Genomic DNA, 15,701 nt, shown 5'->3' on the forward strand with positions numbered 1-15,701 from the left:
ATAATTCGCCTTAATACGTACAGTATTGGTAGAAGAAGCCTCGATAGCCGTCCAAAGTCATTGAGGCTTTTTCATTTGTGTTAGTTCAGCGTTTACAGAGATTTGCGAAGGTTTATATCTGTACTTAAAACCGTTTTTATTAATGCGCTCTTCATCAATAAAGTTTTTCGCATTAATGTTTGTGATTTCCAAGTCCTTCCAATTCGGAAAGTCTTTACTTGTACATTGAACAAGACGACCACAAGCCATAGCTCGTAACGCCTCCGCAACGCTAATCAAGCCTTGTTCATCTGTAACGTTGTTCTTGTAGATATCCATGAGAGTTAACCTCTTGGCGTTTGCGTAGTATTGGTTGAAAAAAGCCCCGATAGCCGTCAAAAGTTTTCAGGGCTTTTATTATTTTTTAAGATTTAAATGAACCAATTCGCACTGGGTTTTCAGGAAGTAAAGCAATTACTTCTTCTTTGAAATCTTCAATAATTTCACTACGTAATAACTCTTCTTTGACAATTTGAATGGCAAACTGCGGTGTACTGCCAGTGCTATTCACAATTAAACGTAATTTGATTTCTCGTTCTTCAAGTCCTAAGTAAGCTGAATCTTGGATTGTGAAATAAGCAGGTAATATGCCTTTTTTAGCTGTCGCTGCAATTTGGGCCATTTCAGATTGAACCTGACGTGTGTTTTCTACTTCAGCGTTACTAGTAGTTGACGCGTCAATTTGCATATTTCGTACTGCAACAACGGCATCTTTAATATCAATGACATTATTATTTTCATCAAATGCATTAAGTACTTGAGCCCAATCTTCAATGAAAACAGCAAAGTTGCGTTGATCTAATTTATTGTCTTTAAGTTGATTCAACTTTTTCCATACAACAGTTGATTCTAAACATAAAGAAGCTAAGTAGTCACAATGGCCTTGGGTTTGTCCTTCACCATGGAAGTTAAGAACTGCAATAGCTTTTACGTCATTTTGATTAACAAAAATTGGTGTATTTTTTCCACCTTCTGCTATAACAAAATCTTTAAAGTCAATAAATGTAGGTGTTAAGAATTCACCATGAGGACGGAAACGTGCATCCATAAATTTTTCTGCAGCAATAACACTGTAGTCTTGATGCAAAGCAACAAGTTGGCCGCGTTCAAGTTGAATTACTGGTTTTGCTAAACCTAGTACTTTTTCAATTTCGATTTTTTCAGACATGAAGGTCTTTCCTTTGGTTGTAATTAAAAGGGGGAGAATTAAGCTTTTTCTTCAAAAAGCTGCTGAGTGTGTTTTGAAAAAAGTGAAACATCGCCATGCGTATTTACATACATCGGTGTTTTATCGCCGTGTTCTTCAACGCTCTTACCCTTTGGCATTGGAGCATTAGAAATAAGCTTGTGTTCAACCGTTACGTTGTTATGTCCAACGCCTTTGGTGAACTTTAATTTAATTGTAATTTCGCCGACTTTTTGAGTATCAACAGCAGCACTTGCAACTTTACTAACCGCATAACCGAGCTGTTTAGCAAAAGCACCACCATCGATGTCATTGATAAATTCTTCGCATTCTGTAGAGCGTAATTGACTCATTTTTTAATTCACCGAGAGATGTGTTGGTGAAATTATTATGCATAAGTGCATAACGTAATGCAATACTGCATTATGCAATTGTGCATTATTTTTTTTGATTAATTTTTAGATATAAAAAAGCCCGCTATTAAAGCAGGCTTATTAAGAATAGGGTAAGTTATTAATTTAAAAAGTTAATTTACTAATTTAATAGATTAAATCTTTAAATTTTCCACAGTAAGTTTAAGCATTCTCGCTAGTTCCATATCAAAACCATGTAATGCTTTCTTTATAACATTGCCAGCCATATTGTGGTTTTCGAAATGATCCGTTGTAAATGCTTGAGTTACAAGTGGATGATGCTCATTAGTGAGTTCTTTAATATTTAGTAGAATGGTCGCAGCTATATCTGGTGATGACCTTACAACTTCTTCGACAAATGTAGTGAGAAAAGCTTGTCTACCTATTAGATCTGCTGTGTTTTTTTCATTATTATTCATAGCTTAGCGTCTCACTTTACGACCTTCAGATTTCCACCAGTATTGTCCAATAATTTGAACATTCTCAGCTTCTATACGAGCTGGCGAATAATATTCATCAGGATATTTAACTTTATCTGTGTTTCGAGAAACAGCTTTAAACCCACCTCTACCTTGCTCATTCCATTCAAATAACATTTTGATTTTTAACTCATCACCTCTTAAAAAGGCATAAATTTCACCATCAAAAATTCTTTTAGCAGAAGTATCAATCGAAATACGTTGTCCTGGTATTAGATCAGGAAACATGCTTTCCCCATCAACAATGATCACTTTTGCACAATCGGGTTTTACGTCATATCTTCTTATTTCATTTACTGGGAATAAAAATTTATGAGGGCTTTGCTGCTCTATATTCAAGTATCCACCTCCGGCACTGACTTTAATTTCACTATAGAAATCAATAGCTACATAACCATCAGGGATGGGGTCACCTTCTTCATATAAATGAATTTCGGTATCGTAAATTATATTGTTATCAGGACCTGGGTTATGTTGGTTTTGATTTCTTTCTAAGACAGATAAATCTTTATCAAATAAGTCATTAACAGTTACGCCTGCCCATTTAGCAATAGGTTCTAATGTCGAGCGTCTAGGATCTTTAGTAATTCCATTCAAAATGCGGAATACAGTCGATTGTTTAATCTCTGGATGCTTTTGTTCAAGATCATTGGGGTTTGTATCATTTTTATTGAGCAAATATTCAATATTCGATTTTAGGAAATTCATAGATTTCACCAGTAACACTCCGCGAACCTATTTTATGCGCAAACGCATAATTTGGGTAAAATAACTCACTTATGCATTGACGATAATGCAAATATGCATAATAATTTGCATTAATCGATCTAGTCGTAAGAGCTGAACATGACACTTAAAGAAAAAATTCTGTTTTTAACTAACACCCGTGGTTTTACACAACAACAAGTAAGTGAAGAGACGGGTATTGAACAAAGTTCTGTTTCTCGCATCTTGAATGACACCCAAAAGAATATTGGTTATGTCAAAGGTGTTGCCTTGGATGCTTTCGTTAATCGTGAAAAGGCAAAACTTGCATCAAAAATGGCTTAAGTGACTTCACTTTCAACCTTAGTAATGAGGTACCTATGGCTGAAAAACTTTTAGCAAATGCTTCTGCAAAATTAACTTTAGATGAAAAAGCAAAGATGAATTGGATTGCCAAGTTAGAGGGCAAGAATTCGCTATCAAATCTCATCCGCTCTATGTGTAAGAAAAAGATTTCAGAAGTAGAAGGTGAGATAGCAGATACAAGCTCTCTCGAAGTAATTAAAAACATTTGCACAAGAAAAATCTCAGAAGCAGAAACTGAATACGAGTTTCTCAGAAATGTATTTATTGGGTCAAAACAAAGCGGGTATACCGAAGATACCTTTGAATTAGTGCCTCTAAGGGCAGAAAAATCACGGCAATCAAATGCAAGTGATAAATCAGTCCAGCTAGATTTACTTAGCTGGAAATAAAAAACCACTCTCTGCGCCAACAGAAAGTGGGTATGGCTTGTTCCCTCACCTTGGAGTTAAGGAAACGTGTGTAATTTAACAAATCATCCCTGCATAGGCAAATGTACTGATTTTAATGAAGAACAGTGCTCCACTTGCCTAATTAAACAAGATGCCCCGCATCAAAACGTAGAACTTCAAACCGAAAAGGTTTGGCCGTTAGGAACTAATCATACCGATTCTGAGGGAGCGCCATGGAAGCGTGATGATCAGAACAACTGGTGGTTTTGGCAAGAAAACTTTGGTTGGACTAGATATGTAGGTCCAGTGAACAAAGCTTTCTTAGATTCGCGTTTTGAAGTGGTGGCAAGTCAATGATTTATGAAATCAGTAAATATCAAGAAAAATTCAGTTTTGAAGCACCAAATTTAAAAATTGCTGCTTTAGTCATTTGTTCACTATGCCATGGACAATATCCAGCAAGATCAGTAGATGGCGAGCTGTTCGTACCACAATTTATTTTTGGTGGTCATGATGAATGGTTCATTTCTAATTTCGGTACAAATTTTGTCGAAACTCTTAATGAAGTACTTTCGCATGAGAAAGAGCAACTTTATAAAAGTTTAACTACCGTCTTAATGGGGGAGGCTGAAAGCAGGAAGGTATATCAAGAATCAAAAGAATTCTCACCTCATACACCGAAAGCAGTTTTTGAACATTCGAAAGATAGACTTAACTCTAAATACAATAATTTTTGCCAATGTGCTTGGGCTTTCGCTGAACAAGTGAGTTTATTCAAACCAGTTCAGGAAAATGTAGTTATTAAGGAGAACTTTTAATGGAAAAGTTCGTCTTTAATAAAATTGGTGAATATAAGTCTGATTGGGCTTTAACTTATGTTGATCCAAATAATTCATATAGTGCTGGTGGTGGTCGACTAACAGTTGTTTTAAGTAGCTATACCGGTTCTGCGTTCTTCTCGCATGTTGGTCAACCAACTTTTAAAGAATTTATTGCCCAATGCGATGCAGCTTATTTACTTAAAAAACTCTTTCCTAATGTAGAAAAATGGGTGGATGTAGAAGAGGGTGAAGAAGTAATTGAATACATAGCTATAAATAAACTTTCTGAATTAAAAGAAGGTCGTTCAAGTGGTGAAATTGAAAAAAAAGATCTTAGAAACTTTTATGTTCATCTTAAAAATATTGAGTTCGAAAGTATTTCAAACTTATTTGACCAGATCACTTTTAGAGACCGAGCCATTATGTGTGAACTGTTTGGTGAGGATTGGCTTTGGGAAAATAGACCTACCAAATTAAATACTGTTTATACATACCTCGAAACAATGCTTGCAGATGTGATTTCAGAGTTTAAGAAATTAAATGGATTGTGTGAGTGAACGATATGAAAAATAAACTCATCGTTGACCGCAACCAAGCTAAAGAAATCCGTAATAAGGACATATGCCAAATAGTGGTAAATATGCGAATTAGAGACGGGGCAAATAATCAAAATCGCGCTACAAAAAAATTCCTCAATCAAGTTTTTTGGGTAGCTGAACCCCTCTGTAGCATTAAATGTGGACAGGAAAAATTCTATGGGCATTTTTCCTGTGATCCGATTCCTGAAGGATGGAGCCGTTATACGCTTGATAGATCAGGAAGCAGAGTTAATTTTGGTGAACATCGCTTTTTAGTTGAGTGCACTGAAGTAAAAGAATTTAGTTATTCTGCAGGTAAGTTATTTAGTGTTTTACTAACACTTAAAAAAGTTAATGGTGGTGCACTATGAATATGTGCCTCAACCTTAACTTATTACCCCATGAACTAATTGTAGATAATTTTGCTGGCGGTGGAGGTACTTCTACAGGCTTAGAAAAAGCTTTTGGACGTCCTGTAGATATTGCAATTAACCATGATCCAAAAGCTCTTGCAATGCATCGAGCTAATCATCCAAATACTCGCCATTTTTGTGAAAATGTCTGGGACGTTGACCCTGTTAAAGTTACAAACAATCAACCTGTAGGATTAGTTTGGCTTAGTCCTGATTGCAAGCATTTTTCAAAAGCAAAAGGTGGCAAACCTGTTGAAAAGAAAATCCGCGGCCTTGCTTGGATTGCACTCCGTTGGGCAGATTTAACCCGTCCACGAATCATCATGTTAGAGAACGTTGAAGAATTCAAAACGTGGGGGCGCATTGGCGAAGATGGAAAACCCGACCCTAAGTATAAGGGTGAAACATTCCGTTCTTTTATCCGTGCGTTACGTTATCAGGGTTATAGCGTTGAATGGCGTGTAATGAAGGCTTGTGATTATGGTTCTCCTACTATTCGTAGAAGATTTTTCATGGTTGCTCGTCGTGATAATTTGGCAATTGAATGGCCTAAACCTACTCATGCAGATCCAAAATCTAAAGCAGTAAAAAGTGGAAAACTTCTCCCATGGCGTACAGCTGCAGAATGTGTTGATTGGACAATTGCTTGTCCAAGTATATTTGCGCGTAAAAAAGCTTTAGTTGAGGCTACATGCCGCCGTATTGCAAATGGGTTGGTTCGTTTTGTGATTAACAATCCTGAGCCTTTTATTGTCCCATTAAGTGCAGCAAATGATGCAGCACCTGTTTTAACTGAATGCGCGAATTCTTCTACTCCTCGATCTATGCCTATTGATGAACCACTTCGGACAATTTGTGCCGGAGTGAAGGGTGGGCATCATGCATTGGTGACTGCATTTATCGCAAAGAATTACACCGGAGTAATAGGAAGTGATGTTCGTGATCCAATACATACAATCACGGCAAAAGATCACAACAGCATCGTTGTAAGTAACCTGGTGACCTTAAGAAAGAATAGTACTGGTCAAGTTGTTAATGAGCCATTACCAACGATTACTGCAAGCGGAGCTCATTTTGCCCAAGTGCAGGCTTTTCTAACTGCATTTTATGGCAGTGAAACAGATGGTAATGACATTACTCAACCCCTAAGAACGATAAGTACTCGTGATCGATTTGGAATTGTCACAGTAAAAGGACAGCTTTATCAAATTGTTGATATTGGCTTCCGTATGTGGCAACCACATGAGCTTTTTGCGGCACAAGGTTTTCCATCTAACTACATCATTGAGTATGGCATTGATGAATTTGGTAACACCGTAAAACTAACTAAAACTGAACAGTGTCGAATGGTTGGTAACTCTGTACCGCCGCAATTCTCTGAAGCTTTAGTACGTGCAAATTTTGCACATGAACACCGTTATGAGGCAGCTTAAGAAATGGCAAGATCTAGAAACATTAAGCCCTCATTCTTTATGAATGAAGACATTATTGAATTACCTTACGAAGCACGATTGCTATTTATAGGACTTTGGACTTTAGCTGATCGTGAAGGGCGACTCGAAAATCGACCTAAGAAAATCAAAATGTCTTTATTTCCTGCAGATAATATAAACGTTGCAGAACAGTTAGAGAACATTTCTAAGTTCGGATTTATCGAGTTATATAACGCTGATGGTACTGATGTTATCCATATTGTTAACTTTGTTAAGCATCAAACTCCCCATGGTTTAGAGAAGGACAGTGAGCTACCTGACCGTAATGGTATTTACACTGCTCATCACCGTAATCCGAAAAACAAGACCACTGTTGGAAAGCCGGTTCATGTTAATAAAGTTGATCGTGAGCATTTTTACAATAAAACAGGCCCGTTTGCATCTAATAATGCAGTGGTAGCAAGTGAAAACAGTTTTCAGGGTAACGAATCGGATCAAGTTAACAGTAATGGAAATTCACAAGAACAGTTAGATAACAGTTCTGAAACTGTTCTTATCTCAGACCAAAACGCCCTGATTCCTGAATCCTTTAATCTGAATCCTGAATCCTTTAATCTGAATCCTGAAGATAACAACTCCGCCGTTGGCGAAGTTGAAGCGCCTACTCAAACAAAATTTAATTTTAAGTCTGCTTTGAAAAAACATGGTGTACCTGACAAGGACGCTACTGAGTTCATGCAAATCCGAAAAGCGAAGAAAGCTCAAAACACTGAAAACGCCTTTGAAGCTTTGCTAAACGAGGCCGAAAAAGCTGAAATCACTTTACCCCAAGCGATTGAATACTGTTTGAAAAGACAAAATCCTTGGGGAGCTTTCAAAGCGTCTTGGTTCAATAGGGACCAAGCTGAAAGCGCTACTGGGCAACAGCAGAACCATCAATCATTACCACGCAACGTGAATGATCAATGGGGAGCTCCTAAGGAATATGAGCCTGTTGCTGGTAACACAAGATTGGAGGGTGAATTGATATGAACGCAATGCCTCAGAAATTGGAATATAAATTTTCCCCTACAAACCAGATTTGTAATATTCACAAAGAAAACATGATCAATGTACATGGTCGAATCGTTTGCCAGTCATGTGTTGAGGAACTCATGGAACAGTCAAATGAAAAATATGAAAGTGAGAAGAACAATCGTATTTTACATTTGAAAATGGCCCGTGCTGGTATTCCTAAAAGACATGTAAATAGCGGCTTTGGTAATTATGCTGTAACTCACAAAGGACAAGACAACGCCCGTAAAACTTGTGAAAAATTCACAATGGATTTCAATGGAGGAGATTTTAGAAATTTACTCCTTGTTGGTCGCACTGGTACGGGTAAGACTCATCTTGGTTCATCAATCCTAAAAAATATCATTATCAAAAACAGTGAAGCAATTTACGTTACTTCTGCTGATCTTGCAGAAGATATCGTAGGGGCTTATCGCCGTAGTGGTGATAGTGAAGAAGAAGCGCTAAAACGTTATGTGAGTAAAGATTTATTAATTATTGACGAATACGGCTTACATGACCGTGCTGAAAAACGCCCGCAGCTTCTAGAGAGTGTCCACAAAGTTTTACTCACTCGTTATGACGAGTTGAAGCCAACAGTAGTGATTTCAAACCTAAGTCTTTCTGAGGTCCGCGAAGATCTTGGGGACCGACTATGGTCAAGATTTCAACATGATGGCTTAGAAATTGTGGAATGTGATTGGGATGATGCTCGTATAGGTGGAGGTAAAGCACAGTGAACGCATTTGTTGATATGAAAAAATCTGAATACGCATTAGTTGCTTACTCAAACGTTGCAGCTAAATCAAAAGAGCGTAAAGCTTTAGAAAAAGCAGTTAAAAAATGGTTGAAACATCCAGGTAATAAAATTCAACCAGTTCAATCTAAGCAGTCAGAATCTATGGCTCATGGAAATCAGCGAGCTTATAAACGCATGGGTTGCCGCTGTGAAGTTTGTGTTACTTGGGCCATTTCATCAGGTTTTGTAAAAACGAAGCCGAAGTCTGAAATAAAACGTGGTCCAGATGAACGTCAAATGCGTATACAGGCTCAAAAAGAAGGTTTAGATAGGTTTGCTCAGGTATTTAAAGAAGACTGGCAATTACTAGCATTTGAGATTGGGTATGCGATTACAGCTTTTCAACTTGAACGGGTTTATCAAGGTAAGTCTGAAATTGATCAATATTTCACATGGAAGTATGTGAAGAAAGTTGCTGATCAGTTAGTTGCTGAAAAGTTGAAAATTCAAGGGGCTAAACAATGAGTAAAACAAATCAAAGAAAACGTATTAAAAAATACAACCCAAACAAGCTAACACCAGCGCAAGTTCAAGCAAATCAGAGAATGGCTGAATTGCGTAGAGAAGCAGCTCAAGAATATGAGTTCAGCATGAGTTTTGTTTCAAGTGAAATACGATATTTTTTAAAAGAGAAGGAGATAGAAGAGGCTGACTTACTTAAACAATATTCAAATGCTCAATCAGTGCCTTACCACTTCAGTATCGCTGCCTATGATTATCAGGATTTGGCAATTGTTCAAGTACTCGAGCATGTTAATGAGTGTGAACAATGGAATGTTGAGCTCACTATTACGATGTCTGATAGAACCGATATGTATGAAGGCTCAATAATTGTAAATCAACCCTTTAAAGCTCCAAAGATGAATTACTTTGAGTTTTGGTCAGGTAAAAATGATTGTTATGTTGATTTAGGTGGTGGCATACGTGTCAAAGGTTGGAAAGGCTTAAATGATGAGATTTTAAGAGCCTTAGAACATAACAAAAAAATTCCAGATGGCTTTGGTATAGATCGTATTGAAGTATATCTAACTACATCAGCCAGTTTTAAGAGTGTTCATACGTATCAAGAGTTCTTGATGGTAGCCGATTGGATAAATAAGGGGATAGCCGAGGAGCAATTACGAAAGCTTTGGATTGCTGACCAACTCATTGGTAACGGCAGATCATTTGGTTATGAGGGCGTGGCATGATGAGGAGACTAAAACAACGCCAGCGCCAACAACGCAATATTTGGGCATTGCTTAACAAACCAATGCAAAGTGATTTTAAAGTGGGGGATAAAATTACAACTCTTTTATGTGATGACATCCTTACAGTCATTGGTATTGGTCATGGAGACTTTCTAAAGGCCAAAGGTTTTAACTGTCACGGTATGAAAGACGGTGTATGTAATGTACTTAGTTTTCAAGTAAATCATGCTACCAAAGAGGAAATTGAGGCAGGACATCGCATTGATAAAGTAGTATTAACTTATGCTGATATTAAATTTCCTTACATGGTGTTTACTGGTGCACAGGTAGGTGCGGTTCTAAATTTTGCACAAGAAATTGAAGTAATAGAACCTACAGGCGAGACAAAGGCATGAAAAATAAAATTCAATTAATGCTGGGTGATTGTCTAGAACGAATGCGGGAAGTTGAAACTGGAACCGTAGACATGATTTTGTGTGATTTACCTTATGGAACTACATGCTGCAAATGGGATGTAGTAATTCCATTCAAACAGCTTTGGGAGCAATACGAAAGAGTAATAAAGAATAATGGCGCGATAGTTTTATTTTCTGCACAACCATTCACCTCAATACTAGCTACTTCTAATCTTAAGTTATTCCGATATGAATGGATTTGGGAAAAACCTGCTGCAACTGGCTTTTTAAATGCTGACATACAACCCTTACGTGCTCATGAAAACATTCTTGTTTTTTATAAATCGCTTCCTACGTTTAATCCTCAGAAAACGTTCGGGCATAAACGTAAAACAGCAAAAAGGAAAGATATAGGATCAGCACTGTACGGTAAGCAGATGAATATTAAAGACTATGACTCTACTGAAAGATATCCGAGATCTGTACAAATTTTCAGTCGCGATTTTCCAGTAGTACATGATACTCAAAAACCTGTAGACCTTTGTGAATTCTTGATTCGTTCATACACAAATCCAGGCGAACTTGTGCTTGATAACACAATGGGTAGTGGGACTACTGGAGTAGCCTGTGTTAATACTGGACGTAATTTTATCGGTATTGAAAAAGATATTAAAACTTTTCAAACAGCTGAAGACCGTATAAAAGAGGCGCATAAAAATAAAGATAAGCAGCCAGATCTCTTTGGAGAAATAGCATGAACTCAATGGCAAAATTAGGTTTATATGGCAATGCAGAAGGAAAGACAGATGTATGGGCCACTCCACAAAACTTATGGAGGACTTAAGTGACGTAAATCTTTTCACTTAAACTATAAATAAGCTTTTCTTATGAAGAGCTTATTCTTTTATAGGTATACTATATAAAAGAAGTAAATTTGGTTTACATTTATATGTTAATACTTGATCAATTCAAACAGGCTGCTTTAACAGAAAAAATTGCTACTTTAACGAGTACAGTTATTTTGATAGGTATTTCTTATAAATTAGGATACTACTTCACAAGATTACTTGATAGTTTGTGGATAATTCAGTTTTTTAATGTTTTTGATTTGGCATATTCAGCATTAAAACTAGTAATTATATATTTTTTAATTCTTATCTTTCATGACAAGGTTTTTGTTGAGGGAAGTGGTGAAAGAAATATTTTAAAATTTGGATTAGGTTTAATTGCTATATGTCTATATTACATATACGAAATGATAACTGAAGGCTATGCTTATAGTTTCTTCTTTGCAGTTGGTCTATTTTTAGGAATATTTTTTACTTTTACATTATATAACTCTAAACCTTTTGTGAAATATATCGCAATCGTGTTCTTAATTATAGTAATTCCTTTTCTTCAAGGCATATCTGATATACAAAAAAATATACACCGAGCAGATTTGCCAAGAGTTTCAATTAAAGATAGTTCAGCAAAGGAAGATTGGAGGTTTTTAGATAAGGCAAATGATAAATTGATACTTCTTAACCAGAATAATCCTAAAGAAATTAAAATTGTTGGAATGGATGAAGTAAAAAAATTTACCAATAGTAGTGACAATAAAATCAATGGTACGATCAAAAATTAATAGAAAGAGTAAAATAATGAAAATTTGTATAGGTGGTGATCTCAACGGTCAGGTTGTTGAGAAAGATGTGTATTCATTTAAAGCTGCTGAAATTGATCCAGAGAAGAAGTCAGAGTATTTCATTCAGAGTTATATTCTTGGAGATAAGCGATTAAGGTTTTGGATTTGTTTTGATATAGATTTTCATGAAGCATCCCAAATCGTCGAAAAAATGATGAGAACAAAACATTAAAATGTATATTGATTAAATTCGATTTATGTATTATTTTATGTGAACTGATTATCGTTTTATAGTCCGCAACTTCCCCAAGGTGCGGACTTTTTTTAATTAATTGCACAGGGATTATGTATGAAAGATTGGATATTTTTTGATGAAATAATCATAGAAAAAAAAGAAGACATATATTTTGTGTTAGCAGTTGATAATTCAACTGGAAAGAAATATCAAATAAATATTTTAGATGTCCAGAGATATGAATATATAGGTTTAGAAAAAGTTTGTTTCATTGAACAAAAGAATGGTTACAATTTACGTTACAATGGCAAAAACCATAAAGAAATGTTTGAGAAACTTCCAGTTTTGTTGAATGCGGCAGAAACCAGAACTTATAGTATTAGCAGCCCAGAAAATATCCATAACAAAAAGAAAGTTTAAATTACGAATACTAAAAAATATTGGAACCATCATCTTTTGAGCTAATTCAATAATTCAATAATTCCTGAGTTCATACAAATTCAGGAATTAGATTCTAATGAAGAAGCGAAATAATCGCCGTCAGTGGAGTGAGTTTTTCTTTAATAATAAAAGACAGGAACTCTTTAAGGATTTCAGTGTTTCAGTAGTTAATGACAAACCTAAAAAGCAAAAAACTAGCGCATCTAAACATGTTTTTTTCCCATGCCATGTAGAAAAAGAAAATGATGGGGAAAACGGGGAAAATAGTATATATAGGGGAAGCACAGGCGGTGTTATCATTTCTGGTAAGCAATACATCACAATCAAATTGCCGTACGGTTTAAGCGCCAACGAGATTTGGCGGGCTACAATTGATCAGAACGGAAAGCAAAGAAATAGTCTTTCAGTAGGTGCTAAAAAGTATAAAGACAAGGTTCAAAAACAATATGGACCTATGTTTAGAGCACTTAAGTTAAAAGCTATCGATCAACTTTGTGAAATACGGTTAATTGTTCAGCCACCACTTAAAACTCGTTCTTACAGCGCTAAAACGTATCCACGATTTGATATTGATAACTATCCCAAACTTATTATTGATAGTGTCAAAGGTGATGGCTTGTTATTCAAAGATGACAATATTTTCATAAGTGAACAAATTAAGCTGGCAGAACCATGTGAAGAAGGTTGTGTCTGGCTTTCTTGTGTTTTTACTGATGAAACTGATTGGTTATCTAAAACTGTAGATTTTGATTGGCTGGCTGGGAGAAGCATTTAAATGGCGAAAAAGAGCGATTTGCAACGTCGAGTACTCATTGGTAGAAAACTTGCAATGGCGCGTGACATGGCTCAATTACGTCAAGAAGACGTAGCATTAGAGATATTCGGTACACCTCATAAGAATCGAATGAGTGAAATCGAAAATGGTAAATTAATGCCAGATGCAGAATTATTATCTGTGCTATGTCAAAAATATGGTGTTTCTTCTGATTGGGTACTTGGATTTACTGTTGAGCCAGAATTAGATAAAACTGCTTCTGTAGCAGGTATTTTGTTTAATAGTCTTGGCGATATGATGAGTGAATATACTCAAGCCATGGCTTTTCAATTAAGTATGGCCGCAGCACAGCACGTAACGTCATTTCCAAAAGCTTTAACAGTACAGTTGTTAACAGCTTCAAAAGAACTTATTCAGGCGTGTTTAACTAAAGATCAGGCTTTTCAAGATAAAGTATTACCTGAATTACAAACTTTAATGCTTATTGTTCGTGAATGTGAACAAAATCGAGCTAAACAAATTCGTAACCTTGAAATGGCTATTGATGATGTTTTTCAGCGCGATGAAAGCGATATACAGGAAAAGGCACTAATTGACCTTATTCAAAATAAAAAGCGTTTTAGTAAAGCTTCTTTACAGCAACAAGCTATAGCGGAAGTAAAACAAATAGGTCTATTTTCAGAGTAATGGATAGACAAAAATGGCTCGCAAGATTGAATACTCGGAAGAAATTTGGAACAGGCTAAAAGATGTCTATGAATCTTCACCTAAGATTACATGGCAAGGTTTAGTTGATCATGTTGGCGAAGAACTCGGTTGTGAGATGCCTTCGCCATCAGTTGTACGCCGTAAAGCACTTGCTGAGAAATGGAAAAAGAAAGCTAAATCTCTAGTCAAGAAGACTGCACGAGAACTCAATAAAGAGATAAAAAAATTGACCAATAAAAATAATGGTCAAGATGAGTCTCAAGATTCTGAAAATAAAGAAAAAAGTAATAGTCAAAATTCTGTCAAAAAAACGTCAAATATTGCTGAATTTAATAGTCAAAACTCAAAAAATAATGGTCAGAGCAACGGCGGGAGTTCTTCAGTCAACGAGAACTATCTAAAGTCTGCATTAGTTGTGAAAAATAACCGTATTAGAGCTCATAAATTAGGAGAGCTAATTACGGATACAATTGATAGTGTTATTCATATTAGAGATGAAGTACTAAATCTAAATAACCCTACAGAAGAACAATTAGCACTAGTTAAATTCAAAATGGGGCTTATTTGTCAGGTTGTAGATTTAAACGTTAAGCAAAGTATTAGCATTTCTAACATTGCTAGGACTGAGGCGATGTTCTGGGGTTTAGATGTAGATGATCTTAAAGACCAGTCAGAAGTCCAAGCACGGCGTAGTTCCGTCATTTCAGGTGCTGAAGAAAGAATGGCAATTGCAAAAGCAAATATGAAGAAGAAAAAAGAAGCTGCGTTTATGCGTAAACTCGCCCTTGTAGAGGCTGGTGAAATTGAACCGGAAGATAATTAAGAATATGTCAAAAATGCGCTGGAATATAGTTGATTAATGAATATACTATTTCAATGAAATGTAGAATAAATTCACTTTAATCATTAAGAGTAATTATGAAAGAAGATGACGGTTTTCCTTGGTGGGGATGGGTGACGGGAGCGATCATTGTTGCTTTCTATTTTTATTTATTAATGCCTGAAGTTTCTAAACTTTCATATTCATTTGCTGAACATGTTGCGGCACCAATATCTATAGCAATAAATAGTTCTATAGTTGATATCTTTTTAGCAGTTATTCTTTTTGCAATTGTAATTGGGTCCATTATTGCTCCCTTTTGTGCGAATTACTACTTAGTTAAAAATTTACAAAAAGAAATTTAGTTGAACTTAAAATTTTATAAAGCCTGCCTAAATGGTGGGCTTTTTTGTTTAATAATTAAGCACATGAATACATATTTTAAAAAAAGTTCCCGTGTTTTGGGTAGTGCATGACTATATTAGAAATAACCAATAACTTTTAACTTAAAAGGAAACATGCAAATGTCATCTAATCGTATTACAGCAAATGAAGCATCTAACTTAGCAAACAGTTCAATCCAATTTGATAAGGATTATATTGTTGATCAGATTTACAAAACTGTTAAGGCAAACCCTAAATCTGGGAATGCTGTAGTCTTATTTGATAAAAAAACTGTATCTAGTTTGGAAATGGAAGCAGCTGTGCGTCACTTGCAAGCAGATGGTTATCAAGTAGCTTTGGCAGGAACTGAGGAGCACGTAAATTTCTATAATTTGAGTGCTAAATGGCCTGTCTAAGAGTTAATACAATAGGAACCTAGCAGCTTTTATTTT

Annotated in this window: 26 protein-coding genes; 21 read left to right on the forward strand and 5 right to left on the reverse strand. The window is 35.9% G+C overall.

All coding sequences use genetic code 11. The annotated features are described in order from the left end of the window. Positions 1-57 precede the first annotated feature (57 nt). From AOLE_RS07570 to AOLE_RS07590, 5 genes are all read right to left on the reverse strand, one after another. The gene (locus AOLE_RS07570; RefSeq protein ID WP_013197506.1) at positions 58-318 is read right to left on the reverse strand and encodes a hypothetical protein; all 261 of its coding nucleotides are present in this window, start codon (positions 316-318) and stop codon (positions 58-60) included. Positions 319-403: 85 nt separating this feature from the next. Next, positions 404-1,207, reverse strand: coding sequence for a DUF2303 family protein (locus AOLE_RS07575; protein ID WP_013197507.1), 804 nt, complete (start codon positions 1,205-1,207; stop codon positions 404-406). Positions 1,208-1,245: 38 nt separating this feature from the next. Further along, a complete protein-coding gene (locus AOLE_RS07580) occupies positions 1,246-1,578 on the reverse strand; it encodes a hypothetical protein (RefSeq protein ID WP_013197508.1) in 333 nt (110 codons plus the stop codon). A gap of 194 nt (positions 1,579-1,772) precedes the next feature. Continuing rightward, positions 1,773-2,057, reverse strand: coding sequence for a hypothetical protein (locus tag AOLE_RS07585; protein ID WP_013197509.1), 285 nt, complete (start codon positions 2,055-2,057; stop codon positions 1,773-1,775). A gap of 3 nt (positions 2,058-2,060) precedes the next feature. Then, positions 2,061-2,825, reverse strand: a complete 765-nt coding sequence (locus tag AOLE_RS07590; protein WP_013197510.1) for a S24 family peptidase — start codon at positions 2,823-2,825, stop codon at positions 2,061-2,063. A 138-nt stretch (positions 2,826-2,963) separates the two neighbouring features. Here AOLE_RS07590 and AOLE_RS07595 point away from each other — a divergent pair, with 138 nt between their 5' ends. From AOLE_RS07595 to AOLE_RS07695, 21 genes are all read left to right on the forward strand, one after another. After that, on the forward strand, positions 2,964-3,167 hold the full coding sequence (locus AOLE_RS07595; RefSeq protein ID WP_013197511.1) for a MarR family transcriptional regulator: 204 nt from the start codon (positions 2,964-2,966) through the stop codon (positions 3,165-3,167). 35 nt (positions 3,168-3,202) lie between these two features. Next, a complete protein-coding gene (locus tag AOLE_RS07600) occupies positions 3,203-3,577 on the forward strand; it encodes a hypothetical protein (protein ID WP_013197512.1) in 375 nt (124 codons plus the stop codon). Positions 3,578-3,643: 66 nt separating this feature from the next. Beyond that, a complete protein-coding gene (locus AOLE_RS07605) occupies positions 3,644-3,934 on the forward strand; it encodes a hypothetical protein (RefSeq protein WP_013197513.1) in 291 nt (96 codons plus the stop codon). Then, the gene (locus tag AOLE_RS07610) at positions 3,931-4,395 is read left to right on the forward strand and encodes a hypothetical protein (protein WP_013197514.1); all 465 of its coding nucleotides are present in this window, start codon (positions 3,931-3,933) and stop codon (positions 4,393-4,395) included. Before AOLE_RS07605 ends, AOLE_RS07610 begins: the two co-directional genes overlap by 4 nt. Beyond that, on the forward strand, positions 4,395-4,955 hold the full coding sequence (locus AOLE_RS07615; protein ID WP_013197515.1) for a hypothetical protein: 561 nt from the start codon (positions 4,395-4,397) through the stop codon (positions 4,953-4,955). The genes AOLE_RS07610 and AOLE_RS07615 overlap by 1 nt, the downstream gene beginning before the upstream one ends. 5 nt (positions 4,956-4,960) lie before the next feature. After that, positions 4,961-5,347, forward strand: coding sequence for a hypothetical protein (locus tag AOLE_RS07620; protein WP_023274199.1), 387 nt, complete (start codon positions 4,961-4,963; stop codon positions 5,345-5,347). Continuing rightward, complete coding sequence (locus AOLE_RS07625; protein ID WP_013197517.1) at positions 5,344-6,822, forward strand: DNA cytosine methyltransferase; 1,479 nt, start codon at positions 5,344-5,346, stop codon at positions 6,820-6,822. The genes AOLE_RS07620 and AOLE_RS07625 overlap by 4 nt, the downstream gene beginning before the upstream one ends. Before the next feature lie 3 nt (positions 6,823-6,825). Next, the gene (locus AOLE_RS07630; protein ID WP_013197518.1) at positions 6,826-7,854 is read left to right on the forward strand and encodes a hypothetical protein; all 1,029 of its coding nucleotides are present in this window, start codon (positions 6,826-6,828) and stop codon (positions 7,852-7,854) included. Next, positions 7,851-8,615 carry an ATP-binding protein gene (locus AOLE_RS07635; protein WP_023274200.1) on the forward strand — a complete coding sequence of 255 codons (765 nt, stop codon included), beginning with the start codon at positions 7,851-7,853 and terminating at the stop codon, positions 8,613-8,615. Before AOLE_RS07630 ends, AOLE_RS07635 begins: the two co-directional genes overlap by 4 nt. After that, the gene (locus tag AOLE_RS07640) at positions 8,612-9,139 is read left to right on the forward strand and encodes a hypothetical protein (protein ID WP_013197520.1); all 528 of its coding nucleotides are present in this window, start codon (positions 8,612-8,614) and stop codon (positions 9,137-9,139) included. Before AOLE_RS07635 ends, AOLE_RS07640 begins: the two co-directional genes overlap by 4 nt. Next, the gene (locus AOLE_RS07645; protein ID WP_013197521.1) at positions 9,136-9,864 is read left to right on the forward strand and encodes a hypothetical protein; all 729 of its coding nucleotides are present in this window, start codon (positions 9,136-9,138) and stop codon (positions 9,862-9,864) included. Before AOLE_RS07640 ends, AOLE_RS07645 begins: the two co-directional genes overlap by 4 nt. Then, complete coding sequence (locus AOLE_RS07650; RefSeq protein WP_023274201.1) at positions 9,861-10,259, forward strand: hypothetical protein; 399 nt, start codon at positions 9,861-9,863, stop codon at positions 10,257-10,259. The genes AOLE_RS07645 and AOLE_RS07650 overlap by 4 nt, the downstream gene beginning before the upstream one ends. Beyond that, on the forward strand, positions 10,256-11,017 hold the full coding sequence (locus tag AOLE_RS07655) for a DNA-methyltransferase (RefSeq protein WP_013197523.1): 762 nt from the start codon (positions 10,256-10,258) through the stop codon (positions 11,015-11,017). Before AOLE_RS07650 ends, AOLE_RS07655 begins: the two co-directional genes overlap by 4 nt. A gap of 191 nt (positions 11,018-11,208) precedes the next feature. After that, positions 11,209-11,886 (forward strand): hypothetical protein, encoded by a 678-nt coding sequence (locus AOLE_RS07660; RefSeq protein ID WP_013197524.1) that lies wholly within the window; start codon positions 11,209-11,211, stop codon positions 11,884-11,886. A 16-nt stretch (positions 11,887-11,902) separates the two neighbouring features. Continuing rightward, the gene (locus AOLE_RS07665; RefSeq protein ID WP_013197525.1) at positions 11,903-12,118 is read left to right on the forward strand and encodes a hypothetical protein; all 216 of its coding nucleotides are present in this window, start codon (positions 11,903-11,905) and stop codon (positions 12,116-12,118) included. Between the two features lie 117 nt (positions 12,119-12,235). Then, entirely contained in the window at positions 12,236-12,541 is a 306-nt protein-coding gene (locus tag AOLE_RS07670; protein WP_013197526.1) for a hypothetical protein, read from the forward strand. 97 nt (positions 12,542-12,638) lie between these two features. Then, complete coding sequence (locus AOLE_RS07675) at positions 12,639-13,337, forward strand: RusA family crossover junction endodeoxyribonuclease (protein WP_013197527.1); 699 nt, start codon at positions 12,639-12,641, stop codon at positions 13,335-13,337. Then, a complete protein-coding gene (locus AOLE_RS07680) occupies positions 13,338-14,024 on the forward strand; it encodes a helix-turn-helix domain-containing protein (RefSeq protein WP_013197528.1) in 687 nt (228 codons plus the stop codon). 13 nt (positions 14,025-14,037) lie between these two features. Beyond that, positions 14,038-14,868 (forward strand): hypothetical protein, encoded by an 831-nt coding sequence (locus tag AOLE_RS07685; protein WP_013197529.1) that lies wholly within the window; start codon positions 14,038-14,040, stop codon positions 14,866-14,868. A gap of 95 nt (positions 14,869-14,963) precedes the next feature. Further along, positions 14,964-15,230, forward strand: coding sequence for a hypothetical protein (locus AOLE_RS07690; protein WP_013197530.1), 267 nt, complete (start codon positions 14,964-14,966; stop codon positions 15,228-15,230). Between the two features lie 159 nt (positions 15,231-15,389). Beyond that, positions 15,390-15,665, forward strand: coding sequence for a hypothetical protein (locus AOLE_RS07695; RefSeq protein WP_013197531.1), 276 nt, complete (start codon positions 15,390-15,392; stop codon positions 15,663-15,665). The last annotated feature ends 36 nt before the right edge of the window (positions 15,666-15,701 follow it).

This window comes from Acinetobacter oleivorans DR1, assembly GCF_000196795.1.
Taxonomy (GTDB): domain Bacteria; phylum Pseudomonadota; class Gammaproteobacteria; order Pseudomonadales; family Moraxellaceae; genus Acinetobacter; species Acinetobacter oleivorans.